At 66.8% G+C, this 15,582-nt stretch carries 14 protein-coding genes; 6 read left to right on the top strand and 8 right to left on the bottom strand.

All coding sequences use genetic code 11. The features are described 5' to 3' along the window. Positions 1-35 precede the first annotated feature (35 nt). From AC1DUN_RS08150 to AC1DUN_RS08140, 3 genes are read left to right on the top strand one after another with little or no spacing between them, the layout of a single operon-like run. Entirely contained in the window at positions 36-1,655 is a 1,620-nt protein-coding gene (locus AC1DUN_RS08150; protein WP_477713522.1) for a GMC family oxidoreductase, read from the top strand. A 10-nt stretch (positions 1,656-1,665) separates the two neighbouring features. Then, entirely contained in the window at positions 1,666-2,955 is a 1,290-nt protein-coding gene (locus AC1DUN_RS08145; protein ID WP_477713521.1) for an NAD(P)/FAD-dependent oxidoreductase, read from the top strand. Positions 2,956-2,975: 20 nt separating this feature from the next. Further along, positions 2,976-3,338: a cupin domain-containing protein gene (locus AC1DUN_RS08140; RefSeq protein WP_477713520.1), complete on the top strand. Its 363-nt coding sequence runs from the start codon at positions 2,976-2,978 to the stop codon at positions 3,336-3,338. A 7-nt stretch (positions 3,339-3,345) separates the two neighbouring features. Here AC1DUN_RS08140 and AC1DUN_RS08135 read toward each other — a convergent pair whose 3' ends face one another. From AC1DUN_RS08135 to mutL, 8 genes are all read right to left on the bottom strand, one after another. Beyond that, a complete protein-coding gene (locus AC1DUN_RS08135; RefSeq protein WP_477713519.1) occupies positions 3,346-3,993 on the bottom strand; it encodes an ABC transporter ATP-binding protein in 648 nt (215 codons plus the stop codon). 447 nt (positions 3,994-4,440) lie between these two features. After that, positions 4,441-5,901 (bottom strand): mechanosensitive ion channel, encoded by a 1,461-nt coding sequence (locus AC1DUN_RS08130; RefSeq protein WP_477713518.1) that lies wholly within the window; start codon positions 5,899-5,901, stop codon positions 4,441-4,443. 104 nt (positions 5,902-6,005) lie between these two features. Then, positions 6,006-6,977 carry a tRNA (adenosine(37)-N6)-dimethylallyltransferase MiaA gene (gene miaA, locus AC1DUN_RS08125; protein WP_477713517.1) on the bottom strand — a complete coding sequence of 324 codons (972 nt, stop codon included), beginning with the start codon at positions 6,975-6,977 and terminating at the stop codon, positions 6,006-6,008. Continuing rightward, entirely contained in the window at positions 6,974-8,218 is a 1,245-nt protein-coding gene (locus tag AC1DUN_RS08120; RefSeq protein ID WP_477713516.1) for a multidrug effflux MFS transporter, read from the bottom strand. The genes miaA and AC1DUN_RS08120 overlap by 4 nt, the downstream gene beginning before the upstream one ends. A gap of 54 nt (positions 8,219-8,272) precedes the next feature. Further along, on the bottom strand, positions 8,273-8,626 hold the full coding sequence (locus AC1DUN_RS08115) for a hypothetical protein (protein ID WP_477713515.1): 354 nt from the start codon (positions 8,624-8,626) through the stop codon (positions 8,273-8,275). A gap of 24 nt (positions 8,627-8,650) precedes the next feature. After that, the gene (locus AC1DUN_RS08110; RefSeq protein ID WP_477713514.1) at positions 8,651-9,829 is read right to left on the bottom strand and encodes an ammonium transporter; all 1,179 of its coding nucleotides are present in this window, start codon (positions 9,827-9,829) and stop codon (positions 8,651-8,653) included. A gap of 334 nt (positions 9,830-10,163) precedes the next feature. Further along, on the bottom strand, positions 10,164-11,015 hold the full coding sequence (locus tag AC1DUN_RS08105) for an alpha/beta hydrolase (protein WP_477713513.1): 852 nt from the start codon (positions 11,013-11,015) through the stop codon (positions 10,164-10,166). Between the two features lie 112 nt (positions 11,016-11,127). Further along, positions 11,128-13,074: a DNA mismatch repair endonuclease MutL gene (gene mutL, locus AC1DUN_RS08100; RefSeq protein ID WP_477713512.1), complete on the bottom strand. Its 1,947-nt coding sequence runs from the start codon at positions 13,072-13,074 to the stop codon at positions 11,128-11,130. 107 nt (positions 13,075-13,181) lie between these two features. Here mutL and AC1DUN_RS08095 point away from each other — a divergent pair, with 107 nt between their 5' ends. From AC1DUN_RS08095 to AC1DUN_RS08085, 3 genes are read left to right on the top strand one after another with little or no spacing between them, the layout of a single operon-like run. Next, entirely contained in the window at positions 13,182-13,820 is a 639-nt protein-coding gene (locus AC1DUN_RS08095) for a hypothetical protein (RefSeq protein WP_477713511.1), read from the top strand. Between the two features lie 40 nt (positions 13,821-13,860). Further along, complete coding sequence (locus tag AC1DUN_RS08090; protein WP_477713510.1) at positions 13,861-14,514, top strand: VTT domain-containing protein; 654 nt, start codon at positions 13,861-13,863, stop codon at positions 14,512-14,514. A gap of 29 nt (positions 14,515-14,543) precedes the next feature. Next, positions 14,544-15,551: a PfkB family carbohydrate kinase gene (locus AC1DUN_RS08085; protein WP_477713509.1), complete on the top strand. Its 1,008-nt coding sequence runs from the start codon at positions 14,544-14,546 to the stop codon at positions 15,549-15,551. The last annotated feature ends 31 nt before the right edge of the window (positions 15,552-15,582 follow it).

Raw genomic sequence — 15,582 nt, 5'->3', positions numbered from 1 at the left:
TGCAGCAGGCCACCTGCCGTGAGATGCTCCATCCGGTGACAGAATTTGATTTCATCATCGTGGGCGCCGGGTCGGCCGGTTGTGTGCTGGCCAACCGCCTTAGCGAATCCGGCGAGCACAGCGTGCTGCTGCTCGAAGCCGGCGGCAGCGACCAGCGCGTCTGGCTGCGCGTGCCCATCGGTTACGGCAAATCCTTCTACAACCCGGCCGTGAACTGGATGTACCGCAGCGAGCCTGAGCCGGGCCTCGCCGGCCGTGAAGCGTATTGGCCGCGCGGCAAGGTGCTGGGCGGCTCCAGCAGCATCAACGCCATGGTGTTTGTGCGCGGCCAGCCGGCCGACTTCGACGAATGGGCCGCGCTGGGCAACCCCGGCTGGTCCTGGGACGAGGTGCTGCCCTGGTTCAAGAAGCTGGAAAACAACGAACATGGCGCCGACGCCTGGCGCGGCGCCGGCGGGCTCATGCATGTGAGCGACGTGGGTGGCCAGGTGCATCCGCTGTGCCGGGTCTACCTGCAGGCGGGCGCCCAAGCCGGCCTGCCGCGCAACCCCGACTTCAATGGCGCTTCGCAGGAAGGCGTCGGCATCTACCAGATCACCACGCAAAATGGTTTGCGCGCTTCGGCCAGTAGCGCCTACCTGCGGCCCGCGATGAAGCGCGGCAGGCTCAATGTGCAGACCGGTGCGCACGCCATGCGCATTGTGTTCGAGGGTCTGCGGGCCAGTGGTGTGGTGTACCGGCAGGGCGGTCAGTCCCTTTTCGCCCAGGCGCGGCGGGAGGTGATTGTGGCGGCCGGCGCCGTCAATTCGCCGCAATTGCTGCAGCTGTCGGGCGTTGGGCCCGCGGCGCAACTCAAGGACCTGGGCATCGCGGTGGTGCATGATTTGCCGGCCGTGGGACAGCACCTGCAGGACCACCTCTGCATAGACCATCTCTACCGCTCCAGGCTGCCCACCCTCAACAACCAGCTCGGTTCCTGGCATGGCAAGCTGTGGGCCGGGTTGCAATATGTGTTGATGCGCCGCGGCCCGCTGGCGCTCAGCGTCAACCAGGGCGGTGGTTTCTTCCGCTCCCGGCCCGGCCTGGTGCGGCCCAACATGCAGCTGTATTTTTCGCCGCTGAGCTACCTCAAGGCCACGCCCGGCAAGCGCGCGCTGATGGCGCCCGACCCGTATCCGGGTTTTCTGCTGAGCGCCCAGCCCTGCAAGCCCAGCAGCCGCGGCCAGCTGCGGTTGTGCTCGAGCGACCCCATGGCGCCGCCGCTGATAGAGCCCAACTCCCTGTCCACTATGCACGACCAGCAGGAGATGCTGGAGGCGACCTTGTTCCTGCGCCGGCTGGCGGCGACGCCCGCGTTCAGCGCGATCATCGAGCGGGAGCTCGTGCCCGGCGCCTCCGTCCAGTCGCAGGAGCAGCTCATGGACGACATACGCCGGCGCGCCTCCACCGTGTTCCACCCGGTCAGCACCTGCCGCATGGGACCGGACCCGGCCACAAGCGTGCTCGACCGCCGCCTGCGGGTGCACGGCCTGGCGGGCCTGCGCGTGATCGACGCGTCGGCTTTTCCCTCGCTGACCTCGGGCAACACCAATGCGCCCACGCTGATGCTGGCGGAAAAAGGCGCGGACCAAGTTTTGCGCGATGCGCGCTCCTGAAAGAAACGCCGTGGACATTCTTGAACGCTGCAAGCTGGCGCCCTACTGGTGGGACGAGGTGCCGCGCCCCGTGCTGGCGCCGGCGCCGCTGCCCGCCAGTGTCGACGTGGCGGTGATTGGCGCCGGCTACACCGGCTTGCACGCGGCGCTGCAAACCGCGCGCGGCGGCCGCTCCACCCTGGTGTTGGATGCCGAGGATGCCGGCTGGGGCTGCAGCACGCGCAACGGCGGCCAGGTGTCCACCAGCATCAAGCCCGGCTTCGAACTGCTGGCTGCCCGTCACGGCAGCGATCGCGCGTTCGAGATCCTGCGCGAAGGCCAGCGCTCGCTCGCCTGGGTCGGCGACTTCATCCGCGGCGAAGGCATTGATTGCAGTTACAGCCAGGTGGGGCGCTTTCATGCGGCGCACAACCCGGCGCAGTATGAGGCCCTGGCGGCCAGGCTGGCGCGCCAGCCCAAGGGCCTGGAGGTGCAGGCGCACATGGTGCCGCGCGGCGAACAGCGCGGCGAACTCGGCAGCGATGCCTACTGGGGCGGCGCGGTTTACGCGCAGCACTGCTCGGTGCATCCCGCGCGCTACCACCAGGGTTTGCTGGAACGCACGCTGGCCGCCGGAGCGCAGGTCGCGCCGCGCAGCCCTGTCACCGGCATCGACAGGCAAAGCGGCCACTTCCTGGTGACGACGCCCGGGGGCACGGTGCGGGCGCGCGACGTGGTGGTGGCTACCAACGGCTACACCGGCAAGGTCACGCCCTGGCTGCGGCGACGCGTGATCCCCATCGGCAGCTACATGATCGCCACCGAGCCCTTGCCGCAGGGACTGATGGACCGCTTGATGCCGCGCAACCGCATCGTCAGCGACACGCGCAAGGTGGTGTACTACTACCGCGCTTCGCCGGACCGTCAACGCATGCTGTTCGGCGGCCGCGTGTCGCACCAGGAAACCGATTGCCGGATCAGCGGGCCCCTGCTGCATGCCGATATGGTGAAGATATTTCCGGAGCTGGCCGGCGTGGGCATCAGCCATTCCTGGTCGGGCCTGGTGGCCTACACCTTCGACGAATTGATGCACGTCGGTTTGCATGACGGGCTTTACTACGCCATGGGTTATTGCGGCGCGGGCGTCGGAACTTCCAGCTACTTCGGCATGCGCGTGGGGCAACAGGTGCTGGGGCTGAAGGAGGGGCGAACGGCGCTGGACGGGCTGGCTTTCCAGACACGGCCGTTTTACACGGGTAACCCGTGGTTCCTGGCGGCTTCCGTGCGTTACTACCGCTGGCGAGACCAGAGCGGCGTTTGAAAAATTTTCCGGAAAAAACCATGACCATCCGCAAACTCGACACCCCTTCGACCGCCGCCGCAGCCGCGCTGCAGGATTGGGGCGCGGCAGGCCTGCCGCTCAGCGAGCCGGCCTGCACGCTGCGCGGCGAAAAAATGGTGCTGCCGCTCGATGGGCAGCCCGAGGTCGGCATCTGGGAGTGTTCGCCGGGCAGCTACCGCCGGCAGGTGCGTTCCGCCGAAACCATGCACGTGCTCAGCGGCAGCGCGGTATTCACGCCGGACGGCGGTTCAGCCGTGGCGCTGCGCCAGGGGGATGTGTATTTCTTTCCGGCCGAAACGACCGGCGTGTGGGACATCCAGTCGACGATGCGCAAGGTCTACGTGCTGTTCAACCCGCATTAAGCGCGGATCAATCAGCCCGTATCCCGCCCGCACCCAGGTGCAGTATGCGGTCGGCGCGCGCGGCGGCGGCTTCCGAGTGCGTGACCAGCACCAGCGAGGCGCCTTGCCCGCGCGTCTGGGCGATCAGCGCGTCCATCACGCGGGCGGCGGTGGACGGGTCCAGGTTGCCCGTGGGTTCATCGGCCAGCAGCAGGCTGGGCTTGTGCACCAGCGCGCGCGCGATGGCCACGCGCTGCAGCTGGCCGCCGCTGAGCTGCTGCGGCAAGCGTGCGCCCAGGCCGGCCAAGCCTACGGCTACCAGCATGGCCTCCACCCGGGCCGCGTCGGGCTGATCGAGCAGCAGCAAGGGCAGCGCCACGTTTTGCGCCACGTCCAGATGCGGCAACACATGGAAAGCCTGGAACACAAAACCCACATGGCGGCGACGCAGCAGCGCGCGCCCATCGTCGCCAAGCACACCCAGGTCCTGGCCCTTGAGTTGCACCGAGCCCTCATCCCAGCTGTCCAGCCCGGCCATGCAGTTGAGCAGCGTCGACTTGCCCACGCCCGATTCGCCGACGATGGCGACGAACTCGCCGGGTGCGACGTCCAGCGAGACGTCGCTGAAGACGGGAGTTTGTAAGTAGCGCTTGGCGAGGTGGCGGACTTGGAGCATCACTTATCCTACCCCCGCCCAGGCTCACTTCGTGTAGCCTGTCCCCCAAAGATTGGCACACCCCCGTCCGGGCTCACTTCGTGTAGCCCGTTCCCCCCTCAGGGGGCGGCGCCTGGGGCCGGCAAAGCCGAAAAAGTTGCACACCCCTATCGGGCTCACTTTGTGTAGCCCTTTTCCCCTTGCAGGGGACGGCGCCTGGGGCCGGCAAAGCCGGACCCTCGGCCCCCACTGGTGAATATCCCGCCCGGGGTTACGCCCTGAATCTTCAAGCCAGCAGGGGCCGCGGAGCCGGCTTTGCCGGGCCGCAGGCGGGCGGCCCCGGAGGGGCTGGAGCCCGCGGCTCCAAGCCTGCCTGCTCAGGCTTGGACGGGCGACAGAGGCGAAGCGTCTCGCGAGCCGCGGGCCTGCAAGGCCTCGGGAGCTACACGAAGTGAGCGACCGTGGGGGCTAGTCTTTATTCCAACGTTCCAGCCACCGTGACATCAGCTTGCCGGCGGCTTCGCGCCCGCCCAGCCCGAAGGACAGCGCCACGGCGACGGCCACCGAGCCCAGCGTGAGGCCGAAGGCCAGGTGCACGATTTCGTTGGCGATGCCCATGGCGCGCAGGCCCATGGCGATCACCAGACCCAGGATGGCCACGCGCGCCACGCCGGCCAGGCCGGCCGTGTGCTTGCCGCTGGCCTTCTGGATGGCGTCGAAGGCGAGGTTGGAAATCCAGAAGCCCACGGCCAGGATGGCGCCGCCCAACAGGATGTCGGCGCCGAAGCGGATGAAGGAGGCCACCATGACGCCCACCTGCTCAAAGCCGAGCTGGCCGGCCGCCTCCGTAGCGGCGAACAGCATGGCAAAAAACATCAGCAGGTTGGAGGCCAGGCGCGAGGGCCGGCCCGCGCCCGACAGCAGGCGCTGCACGCCCATTTTTTGCGGCAGGTTGTCGGCGCCGGCGCTTTCCAGCAGGCTGGCGAGCAGGCGCGAGGCAAAACGTGCCACATACCAGGTCAGCAGCAAAATCACCGAGGCGGCCACGATGCGCGGCACGGCCGCGAACATCAGGCTGAGCATCTGCGAGGCCGGCCGCGAAATGGCTTCTATCTTGAGCGCGTCCAGTGCCGCGATCAGCGAGGGCACGAAGACAAAAATGAAGACCAGTGTGCCGGCCAGCGCCGACAGGCGTATGGAGCTGTCCAGGCCTATGCGCTGGTTGATGCGGTCGGCGCCGGCGGCGGCCAGCAGGTTGCTGACCAGGCCGCTCAGCACCCGGCCCACCACATAGCCGACCCCCGCGATCAGCAATGCCGCGAAGGCGCTGGGCACCATGCCGAGTACCTGGTTGAGCATCAGGGTTACGGGCTCCAGCAGGGCGTTGAGCTCAAAGGCCTTGAGGATGGCCGGCAGCAGCATCAGGATGACCAGCCAGAACAGCACGTTGCCGACGTTGTGGCTCATGGGGGCCATGCCGGCCTCGCTGGAGAGCTTTTCGTCCAGCGTGGTCAGCGCCAGCGCGCGGGTGGCCAGCGCGCGCAGCACGGTGGCCAGCAGCCAGGCCAGCAGCGACAGCACCACGCCGGCAAGCAACTTGGGCAGGTAGCCGATGATGTCGCTCATCATGCTGGCGAAGGGGTTGGTCAGCAGCGACAGGTCCAGCACGTTGAGGACCGCGATCAAGGTGGCCAGCAGCACCAGCCAGAACACGCCCGCCGCCACCGGCGACTCGGCGTCCATCTGCACGCCCGAGCTTTCCTCGATGCGGACGTTGACCTTGAGCAGCCTCAGCAAGCGCCGCACCGCCGCGCGCGCGGCCACGGCCAGCAGCCAGCCCAGCGCCAGCACGGCGACGGCGCCCAGGATTTGGGGAATGTGCGCGCCCAGGCTGGCTTGCAGGGCGTTGGCAAAGGGTGACAGCTCCATGATGCGCTCTCCTTGTTGTTGTGACACTTCAGGCAGGCGAGACGGGTGCGCTTGTTACCTCAGGGGGCAGGCGCGCCCCATTCTTGCAGCTATGGATGCGGCGATCAAGCCGGGCGTGTCGGGCGTGCGGCGGCCGTGTCCAGGCTGTGCGCGATGGCTTGCAGCACTTGCGCCACCGGCTGCCCGCCGTCGCAGGCCACCACCTGGCGCTGCGGCATGGAGCGCAGCCAGGTGATCTGGCGCTTGGCCAGCTGGCGTGTGGCGAAAACACCCTTGTCGCGCAGCTCCCCCATCGGGTAGTCGCCGTCCAGCGCTTCCCAGGCCTGGCGGTAGCCGACGCAGCGCATGGACGGCAGGTCGCGGTTCAGGTCGCCGCGCGCGCGCAGGGTTTTGACTTCGTCGAGGAAACCGGCCGCCAGCATGGCGTCAAAGCGCTGGGCGATGCGTTCATGCAGCCAGGCGCGGTCTTGCGGTTCCAGCGAGATCAGGGTGAAGGCTTCTGCGGTGCCGGCGGTGGATTTGCGGGCCGCGCCTTGCGCATGGAAAAAAGACAGCGGCTTGCCCGAGACGCGGAACACCTCCAGCGCGCGCGAGATGCGCTGCGAGTCGTTGGGCGCCAGCCGTTCGGCCGTGGCCGGGTCCACGCGCGCGAGTTCGGCATGCAGCGCGGGCCAGCCGCGCGCGGCGGCTTCATCGGCCAGCGCGGCGCGCACGGCGGCATCGGCCTTGGGCATGTCGTCCAGGCCGTCGAACAAGGCCTTGAAATACAGCATGGTGCCGCCCACCAGCAGCGGCAGCTTGCCGCGCGCCCGGATGTCCGCGATCAGGCGGCCGGCGTCGGCCACGAACTCGGCGGCGCTGTAGGCCTGCAGCGGGTCGCGGATGTCGATCAGGTGGTGCGGCACGGCCGCGAGTTCATCACGCGTGGGCTTGGCCGTGCCTATGTCCATGCCGCGGTAGACCAGGGCCGAGTCGACGCTGACGATCTCGGCCTCATGGTGTTGCGTGATCGCCATCGCGGCGGCCGTCTTGCCCGATGCGGTGGGGCCGGCGATGCAGATGCAGGGAAGGTTCACGGTTTTCTCGCGGCGGCCTCATGCGCCGGCTCGCCGTATTTGCGCACCACCGTCCAGGCCGTCGTGGCGATCAAGACACTCCAGAACCAGACGCCGTGCGTCAAGGGCCGCACCGTGCCGTCCATGTGGGTGCCCAGCCAGCCGCCCATGCCGAAGGCCACCAGCATCATCAAAAAGCCGTTGAGCGCCGAAGCCGCGCCGGCCGCCTGCGGGAAGGGGCCGACCGCGCCGCTCTGGCCGCAGGGCTGGTGCACGCCGTGGCCCAGCATGAAGAGGTAGTAGGGCAGCATGATGGCCCAGACGTTTTGCACGCCGGCCCAGGCCAGCACGCCCATGGTGGTGCCGCCCGTCAGGCTCAGGCAGGCGGCAATCGCCACCGAACGGCGTACGCCGAAGCGCGGCAGCAGGCGCCGGCAGATGAAGGTGCCGGCAAGGTAGCAAAAACACATAGAAAACATCACCAGGCCGTAGCCCGTCTTGCTCAGGCCCAGCACCTTGATGAAAACGAAGGAGGAGGTCGCAAGGAAAGTGAACAGCCCGCCGTAGGAGGCCGCGGTGAGGGCCGAAAAAGCCAGGAAGGTGGGATGGCGCAGGATGGTGAGCCAGGTGCGCAGCAGCGTGCCGGGGCGCAGGGCCAGCGAATTTTTCTGCGCCAGCGATTCCTCAAAACGCAGGCCGACCAGGGCCAGCGTGGCTGCGCCGAACACGGCCAGCGCCGCCAGCGCGATGCGCCAGCCATAAAGCTCTGACAGCAGGCCGCCCAGTGGCGCGCTGACGCAGGCCAGCACGCCCAGGCCGCTCAGGCCTTTGGACATGACACGCGCGCCTTCGAGCGGCTGGTACAGGTCGCGCACGATGGCGCGCGCACACATCACCACCGCGCCCATGGCCGCGCCCTGGACGACGCGCCAGACGATCAGCAACAGCATCGAAGGCGCGAAGGTGCTGCCGACCGAGGCCAGGGTGTAGGCCGACAGGCCCCACAGCAGGATGGGCCTGCGGCCGAAGCGGTCGGACAGCGGCCCCCAGATCAGCTGCGAGGAGCCGAAGGCCAGCAGCAGCGCGCTCAGCGTGAGCTGGGCCTGCGACATGGGCGCGTCGAAGCCTTCGGTGAGCGCGGGCAGGGCCGGCAGGTAGAGGTCGGTGGTGACGGGCTGTATGCCCAGCAGCATTGAGAGGATCAATACGACCAGGCCGGCCGGCATGGCAGGCGCCGGGGTCTTCGAAACGGAAACATCCATTCAACTGAGCGTATCAGACAAACGCCGGTGCGGCAGCGCGGCCGCCACCGCGTTTCAGCGCAGGCCCGACTTGTACCGGGCGATGGCCTTGGCCCGTAGGTCTTCGCTGATTTCCGTTTCACTTGCCGCTGGTGCTGCCGGCAAGGCTTCGGCCGCGCCGGAAGCGCTTGGCGGCAAAGGTTCACCGCCGCGAGGGCCGAAAATCTTGGTCTGCGCATAAGCGGCATAACCGCGCAGGCGCTCGTCCTTGCTTTTCAGTGCCTCCTGAATGACTTCGGTGGCGTAGGGCAGGTCGTGCAGGAATTGGTGGACGTTCAGTGAGCGTCCGAACTCCCGCTTCATGGGAATAACCATGCGCACTGCGTAGGTCATGAGGTCGGAATCCGGCGGATTCATGGTGAGCTGCATGCTGTACTGTGTTGATTCAGGGGCTCAGGCGCCTGAAATCATTTCACCGTGCTGGGCGAGGTCCAGCCCCAGTTGTTCCTCTTCCGCGCTCACGCGAAGGCCGGCCAGAGGCTTGACCACCAGCAGGATCAGCCAGGTCATGAAGGCCGCGTAGGCCGCAACGGCGCAGGCTCCCATGAGATTGGTCAGAACGGTCGCAGTGACGGGCGCAATTTCCTTGAGTGCAAAGACCGGCGTCAGGACTGTGCCTATGAACCCGCCCACGCCATGCAGTGCAAATACATCGAGCGAATCGTCAATCCCTGTCGCGCGCTTGAAACGGGTCACCGCGAGGAAACAGCCGACACCCCCCGCCGCGCCCAGCACCGATGCGCCTAGGACGCCGACAAAACCGGATGCCGGCGTGATGGCGACCAGGCCGGCAATGGCGCCCGTGGCCATGCCCAGCACGCTGAACTTTCCGCGCTGGACGTATTCGCAGATGCCCCACATGAAGGCGCCGACGCAGGCGGCCACCTGGGTGGCCAGCAAGGCGCCCACGGCGCGCGAACTGGCCTCAAAGGCCGAGCCCGCATTGAAGCCAAACCAGCCGGCCCACAACAGCCCGGCGCCGATGATGGTCACCAGCAGGTTGTGCGGCACCATGGGCTCGGTCCCGAAGCCCTTGCGCGGGCCAACCACCTTGGCGGCTACCAGGCCACTGGCGCCGGCGGCGATGTGCACCACCGTGCCGCCCGCAAAATCCATATGCCCCATGGCGGCGAGCCAGCCGGTGGGTTGCCAGATCCAGTGCGCTACCGGGGCATAGACCAGTATGGTCCAGAAGGCCGCGAAGAAGATGGTGGCGCTCAGGCGCATGCGTTCCACGGTGGCGCCGATGATCAGCGCGAAGGTGATGATGGCGAATGCCAGCTGGAACATGAAAAAAGCGGATTCCGGCACGGTGGGGGCCGAAAGGTGCGCACCGACCTTGGCGCCCAGCAGCCCGTCGCTGAGCGCGCGGCTCATGTCCCCGATCCAGGGATTGCCGGGTGTGAATGCCAGCGAGTAGGCAATGCCCGCCCATACCAGCGTGACGACCGTTGTGGCCGCAAAGGTATGCGCCACGATGGACAGGGCATTTTTGGCTCGCATCATCCCGCTGTAGAACAGCATGATGCCGGGAATGGTCATCAGCAGCACCAGTACGGTGGAGATCAGCATCCAAGCCGTGTCCGCCCCATTGAATTTTGCGAGCGCGGGCATCGCCGTGGTTGCGGCTGTCTGGGCGTGCAGGGGGGCTGACGCCAATAACGGCAGGGCAAGCGCCAGCAAGTTGAAGGCAGGCAACCTGCGGATTACCAGGAGTTGGCGCATAGATCCCTCTCGATTTTTGGAGTTTTCGAAAAGGGATGTTACATGCAGCTACATGTTGTGTGTAAGTTAAAAATACCTATTTTTAAAAAATTACTGCCTATCCAACAATGGTAATACCACTTTTTGATCAAGATTTTGGCGGTGGCCAGGTGTCGCAGACCACCGAGTTCTTCCCGTGGGCTTATTTCAGGTCGAACAGCTGCGCCAGCGCTTGCCGGTACTGCGGCAGTCCGACCAGGTTGGCATTGTGGTGCGAACCGCCCGGCACAAGCACGAACTGCTTGGGTTGCGCAGCGGCGTCATAGAGCTTGCGCCCCAGGTCGGGCAGTATCAACCGGTCCTCGTCGCCGTGCACCACCAGCAGCGGCGAGCCTATCTTGTCCACCTTGCGCACGGCCTCAAAGCGCTGGGTGATCAGCAGCGACACCGGCATCCAGCCCCACTGGGAACTGCTCACCACGTCGGCGATCGAGGTGAAGGTGCTTTCGACGATGGTGCCGCGCTCGTCGTTGACTTCGGTCGCCAGGTTGATGGCGATGGGCCCGCCCAGCGAGTGGCCGAAGATATAACGCGGCCGGTCCGGGTATTTTTTCGCCAGCCAGTCCCAGGCGGCGCGGGCGTCTTCGTAGGCGGATTTTTCGGAAGGCAGCTCCTGCGTGCTTTTGCCGAAACCGCGGTAGTCGATGGCCAGCACCGAAAAGCCGAGCTCCTGCATGCGGCGCATGCGCGGCGCGGAGCCGGTGACGTTGTAGCGCGCGCCGTGCAGGTAGAGCAGCACCGGGGCTTTCGCGGAATCTTCGGTATTGGGCCTGTCGCTGGCTAGCCAGAGGCCATGCAGGCGGACCGGGTGGTCGCCGGCGGCGGTGTAGTCTATCCAGACATCGTCCATGCCCACCGCCGCGGCGGCGCCGCCGCTCCAGGTGCGGTCGCTGGGCTGGAAGATCCAGGCGCGCTGCTTTTCGTCGAGGGTGGCGCAGCCGGCCAGCAGGGCCAGCGCCGTGCCGAAACTTGCGAAAAGGTGCCAGCGTTTCATGGTCATGACTGAGTACACCGCGTCCCAAAAGTTCTGGACGCTGGTGTTTGCCCTAGATGTAACAGCCCGCGGCGTGCAATCCTCACGCTTGCGCGCGGCGTTACGTGCGGCGTCAGCGTCCGCGCATGAACAATGCGTCCAGTTCCCTGATGCTGACCTGGCGCCAGGTCGGCCGGCCGTGGTTGCACTGGTCGGAGCGCTCGGTGGCTTCCATCTGGCGCAGCAGCGCGTTCATCTCGTCCAGCGTGAGCTTGCGGTTGGCGCGCACCGCGCCGTGGCAGGCCATTGTCGACAGCAGCTCGTTCTGCGCGCGCTGGATCACGGTGCTGGCGTCGTGCTGCGCCAGTTCGGCCAGCACGCTGCGCGCCAGCTCCACCGCGTCGCCCTGCGCCAGACTGGTGGGCACGGCGCGCACCGCCAGGGTCTTGGGTGAAAAAGGCGTGATCTCCAGGCCCAGCATTGCCAGGGTCTGGGCGCAGGCCTCGGCCGTGGCGACTTCCTGCGGGCTGGCGGCAAAGGTGGCGGGGATCAAGAGCGGCTGGCTGGCCAGGCTGGCGCCTTCGCCGCCGTCCATCTGGGTTTTCAGTCGCTCGTAAACAATGCGCTCGTGGGCCGCATGCATGTCCACGATGACCAGGCCCTGGGTGTTTTCGGCCAGCACATAAATGCCCTGCAGCTGGGCAATGGCCCGGCCCAGCGGCCAGTCGCCGGGGGGCAGTGGCACGGCATCCGCGGGGTTTGCCGCGCCGTTGGTGGGGGCGGGCGCCGGGGCATACGAAGAGGCAGGCGCCAAACCGCCGTTTGCCTGCGTGCGGCCTTCACCGGACTGCGCCGGCGCCGGCCACATGGCCTCAAAGTCGGAAACCCGGCTGCCGCCTTTGCCGCCATGGCTACCAAGGCCGCTGTTGCCGGCGAAATTCATGCTGGGCTGCGCCCATCCCTGGCGCGAAAAAGCCTGCTGCCCCGCGGAAACTTCCGCAGGCACCGCCGCGGCCGCGGCGAGGGCCGCATCGGCGGTGGCGGAGGAGCGCGGAATCGCCAGCGCGTTTTCGGTCGCATGGCGCACCGCCTGGTGCACCTCGCGGCTGTCGCGAAAACGCACCTCTATCTTGGTCGGGTGCACGTTCACGTCCACGCGGCTCGGGTCTATCTCGACATACAGCGCATAGACCGGCTGGCGGTGGCCGTGCAGCACGTCCTCATAGGCGCTGCGCGCCGCGTGGGTCAGCACCTTGTCGCGCACATAGCGGCCATTGACATAGGCGAACTGCTGGTCGGCGCGCGAGCGGGCGGCATCGGGGATGCCGGCCACACCCCAGACGCGCACGGCGGGCCGGCCGTCATGGCGCAGGGCCGAACTTTCGTAATTCACGGTAACCGACTGCTCGACGAACTCGCTGCCCAGCACATCGGCCAGGCGCTGCTCATGGGCCTTGTCGCCGCTGGCGGCGCGCCATTGTTCGACCAGCTTGCCCTCGTGCCAGATGGCAAAACCGACATCGGGCCGCACCAGCGCGTGGCGGCGCACGGCTTCTATGCAGTGGGCCAGTTCGGTGGCATCGGTTTTGAGGAATTTGCGGCGCGCCGGCGTGGCGTAAAACAGCTCGCGCACTTCCACGCTGGTGCCGCGGCTGCGCGCGGCGGGCTTGAGTTCACCGGTGCGGCCGTCCAGCTGCCAGGCATGTTCGCTGTCCTCGGTGCGGGACAGCAGGCTCATATCGGCGATGGAATTGATGGCGGCCAACGCCTCGCCGCGAAAGCCCATGGTGCCCACGGCTTCGAGGTCCTGCAGCGAGGCGATTTTGCTGGTCGCGTGGCGCCTCAGGGCCACCGGCAGTTCCTCGCGCGGAATGCCCAAGCCGTCGTCCTCCACCAGGATCAGCCGCACGCCGCCGGCCAGCAAACGCACCGTGACCTGGGTGGCGCCCGCGTCCAGCGCGTTGTCCACCAGTTCGCGCACCACCGAAGCCGGCCGCTCCACGACTTCGCCGGCGGCAATCTGGCTGATCAGTTCATCGGGCAGTTCGCGGATGGGGCGGCGGGTGGTGGCAAGGCTCATGCCAAGGATTTTAGGGTGTCACCCATTTTTCAGCCGGAAGCAGGACGCAAACCCGCAGTCCGCGAGGCTTGTAATATTCTGTTTCCGTTTTCTTCATGCTCAAAACCATGCCCCTCAAAACCCTCGGTTTCGCGGCCCTCGCAACTCTGCTGCTGGCGGGCCCAGCGGCCATGGCGCAAGCCCCGGGTGCCCCGGTGTGCGTGCAGGATGAAAGCGTCAAGGAGCGCTTTGTGCCGGTGGAGCTGCTGACCGGCAACCCGATCACCGAGTCGCGCGAGCTGGTGTTCGCGCCGGTGGACCGGGTCTATCCTTTTGTCGACGAGCTGCCCGATGGTTCCCTGGGAAAAGGCGAGGCCGCGCTCAAGGGGCCCCTGTCCTGGGAAGGCCAGGAAGTCTACGAACGCAAGGTGCCGCGTGCCCATGAGCGCTTCGCCCTGACACCGGACCGCACGGCCATAGGCCGCGTCTACGACCAGCGCTTCGGCAACGCCAGCAACGAAGGCAAGTTCCCCGTGGGTAGCTGGTCGCAAGGCCAGGTGCGGCGCTACAGCACCACCTATTTTTCGCCGCGCGGGCCGCGGCAGGAAACCACGACCCTGGAAATTGAAAAACTCTCCTGCACCTATGAGGGCGTGCCCGGCGCGCTGCAGTACGGCTGGAAAACCAGCGGCGGCCTGAGTTACGGCTATATCTATGTACCCGGCAAGGGGCTGGTGCATGTGATGACGCGCGCCGGCGGACGCTGAGCCGCCAAAGCCGGGTCGGCGCACCTGTCAGAATCGGGGCATGGAACTAGCCGCCTTTCTCATCGATTTCATTCTCCACGTCGACAAGCACCTGGAGGCCTTCGTCACCAGCCACGGTGCCTGGGTTTACGCCTTGTTGTTCATCATTATTTTTGTGGAAACCGGCGTGGTCGTCATGCCTTTCCTGCCGGGCGATTCGCTGCTCTTTGTGGTGGGCGCCATGTGCGGCGTGGGCCTGATGAGCTTTCCGCTCGCGGTGGGGCTGCTGTTCGTGGCGGCCGTGCTGGGCGACCAGTGCAACTACAGCATAGGCCGCGCCCTGGGGCCCAAGGTCTTCCAGTGGGAAAACTCGCGCTGGTTCAACAAAAAAGCGTTTGACCAGGCCCACGCGTTTTATGAGCGCTACGGCGGCATCACCATCATCGCCGCGCGCTTCATGCCCTTTCTGCGTACCTTCGCGCCCTTTGTGGCCGGGGTGTCGGAGATGACGCGCAGCAAATTCACGCTGTTCAACCTCGTGGGCGGCGCCCTGTGGGTGGGCGGCATCGTCACGGTGGGCTATTTCTTCGGCAACATTCCCTTTGTGAAGACCCATCTCGACAAGATCATCTGGGCCCTGATCCTGGTGCCCGGCCTGATCGTCATATTTGGTGCCTGGAAATCCAGGCGCAAGGCCGGTAGCGCCGGCGCCTGAAGCGTTTTGCGGCCGGCAGGAAGACCCCAATGAGCATCACTTCCCTGGACCTTGCCGCCGTGCAGGTTGCGACCGCCGGCGAGGCGTTGATTGACCTGATTGCCCAACCGGACGGGCGTTATGAAGCTTGCCCGGGCGGCGCGGTTTTTAACCTGTCGCGCGCACTGGCGCTGCAGGGCGTCAATACCCTGTACCTCAATCCTTTGTCGCGTGATCGTTTTGGCCGCCGGCTGGCCGCCACGCTGGCCGGTGATGGTGTGCGGCTGGCCAGTCCGCAGCCCGTGGCGCAAAGCACCTCGCTGGCCGTGGTGGGGCTGGATGACACCGGCCACCCCGACTACGCTTTTTACCGGCAGGATGTGGCGGACCGAGCGGTCACGGCGGACAGCCTGATCCAGTCATGCCATCGCGTTCCCGCGCTGCAGATGGTGTGCACCGGCGCTCTGGCCCTTGCGCCCGATGATGCCGGCCGCTACCTGCCATGGCTGCGTGCCCAGCACCAGGCCGGCAATGTGGTGGTGGTGGATGCGAACCTGCGGCCGTCGGCCATGCCGGACCTGCCGGCCTACAGGCGCAACGTGCACGCCGCGCTGCAGCACGCCGATGTGGTCAAGGCCAGCGATGAAGACCTGGACAACCTGCAGGTGTCCGGCGCGGATGCGGTTGCCCGGGCGCGGCACCTGCTGGACGTGAGCGGCGCGGCCTTGCTGGTTTTGACTCTGGGGCCGCAGGGGGCTTGCCTGTTGGCGCGCGACGGCCGGCAGTGGCGCGCCCGCGAATCCCGGCCATTGGCGGTGGTGGATACCGTGGGCGCGGGCGACTGTTTTCTCGCCGGCTTCATGGCCGCCTTGCTCGCGCGGAAAACCGGTGCGGGCGGCGCCCGCGCCTTGCTGGCGCTGCCCGACGATGCGGGGCGCAGCTTGCTGGCCCATGCGGTGGCCAGCGCCAGCCTGTGTGTCTTGCGGCGCGGCTGCGTGCCTCCGACCGAAGCGCAGGTACGGGCCAGGGTTGAGCAGGCCAGCTGCCTGTTTGACTGACAGCTTGGGCCGATGCCGTGCTGAAAAAATC

Source organism: Polaromonas sp. P4_F6 (assembly GCF_056401275.1).
Note: the sequence above shows the minus strand (reverse complement) of the source record. Positions and strands in the feature narration are given on the sequence as shown.

Bases quoted from the DNA above. Each gene is read 5' to 3' on its own strand.
- AC1DUN_RS08140 (WP_477713520.1), top strand. From the start codon at position 2,976: ATGACCATCCGCAAACTCGACACCCCTTCGACCGCCGCCGCAGCCGCG.
- AC1DUN_RS08135 (WP_477713519.1), bottom strand. From the start codon at position 3,993: ATGCTCCAAGTCCGCCACCTCGCCAAGCGCTACTTACAAACTCCCGTC.
- AC1DUN_RS08130 (WP_477713518.1), bottom strand. From the start codon at position 5,901: ATGGAGCTGTCACCCTTTGCCAACGCCCTGCAAGCCAGCCTGGGCGCG.
- AC1DUN_RS08120 (WP_477713516.1), bottom strand. From the start codon at position 8,218: ATGGATGTTTCCGTTTCGAAGACCCCGGCGCCTGCCATGCCGGCCGGC.
- AC1DUN_RS08115 (WP_477713515.1), bottom strand. From the start codon at position 8,626: ATGCAGCTCACCATGAATCCGCCGGATTCCGACCTCATGACCTACGCA.
- AC1DUN_RS08110 (WP_477713514.1), bottom strand. From the start codon at position 9,829: ATGCTGATCTCCACCGTACTGGTGCTGCTGATGACCATTCCCGGCATC.
- AC1DUN_RS08105 (WP_477713513.1), bottom strand. From the start codon at position 11,015: ATGAAACGCTGGCACCTTTTCGCAAGTTTCGGCACGGCGCTGGCCCTG.
- mutL (WP_477713512.1), bottom strand. From the start codon at position 13,074: ATGAGCCTTGCCACCACCCGCCGCCCCATCCGCGAACTGCCCGATGAA.
- AC1DUN_RS08095 (WP_477713511.1), top strand. From the start codon at position 13,182: ATGCCCCTCAAAACCCTCGGTTTCGCGGCCCTCGCAACTCTGCTGCTG.
- AC1DUN_RS08090 (WP_477713510.1), top strand. From the start codon at position 13,861: ATGGAACTAGCCGCCTTTCTCATCGATTTCATTCTCCACGTCGACAAG.
- AC1DUN_RS08085 (WP_477713509.1), top strand. From the start codon at position 14,544: ATGAGCATCACTTCCCTGGACCTTGCCGCCGTGCAGGTTGCGACCGCC.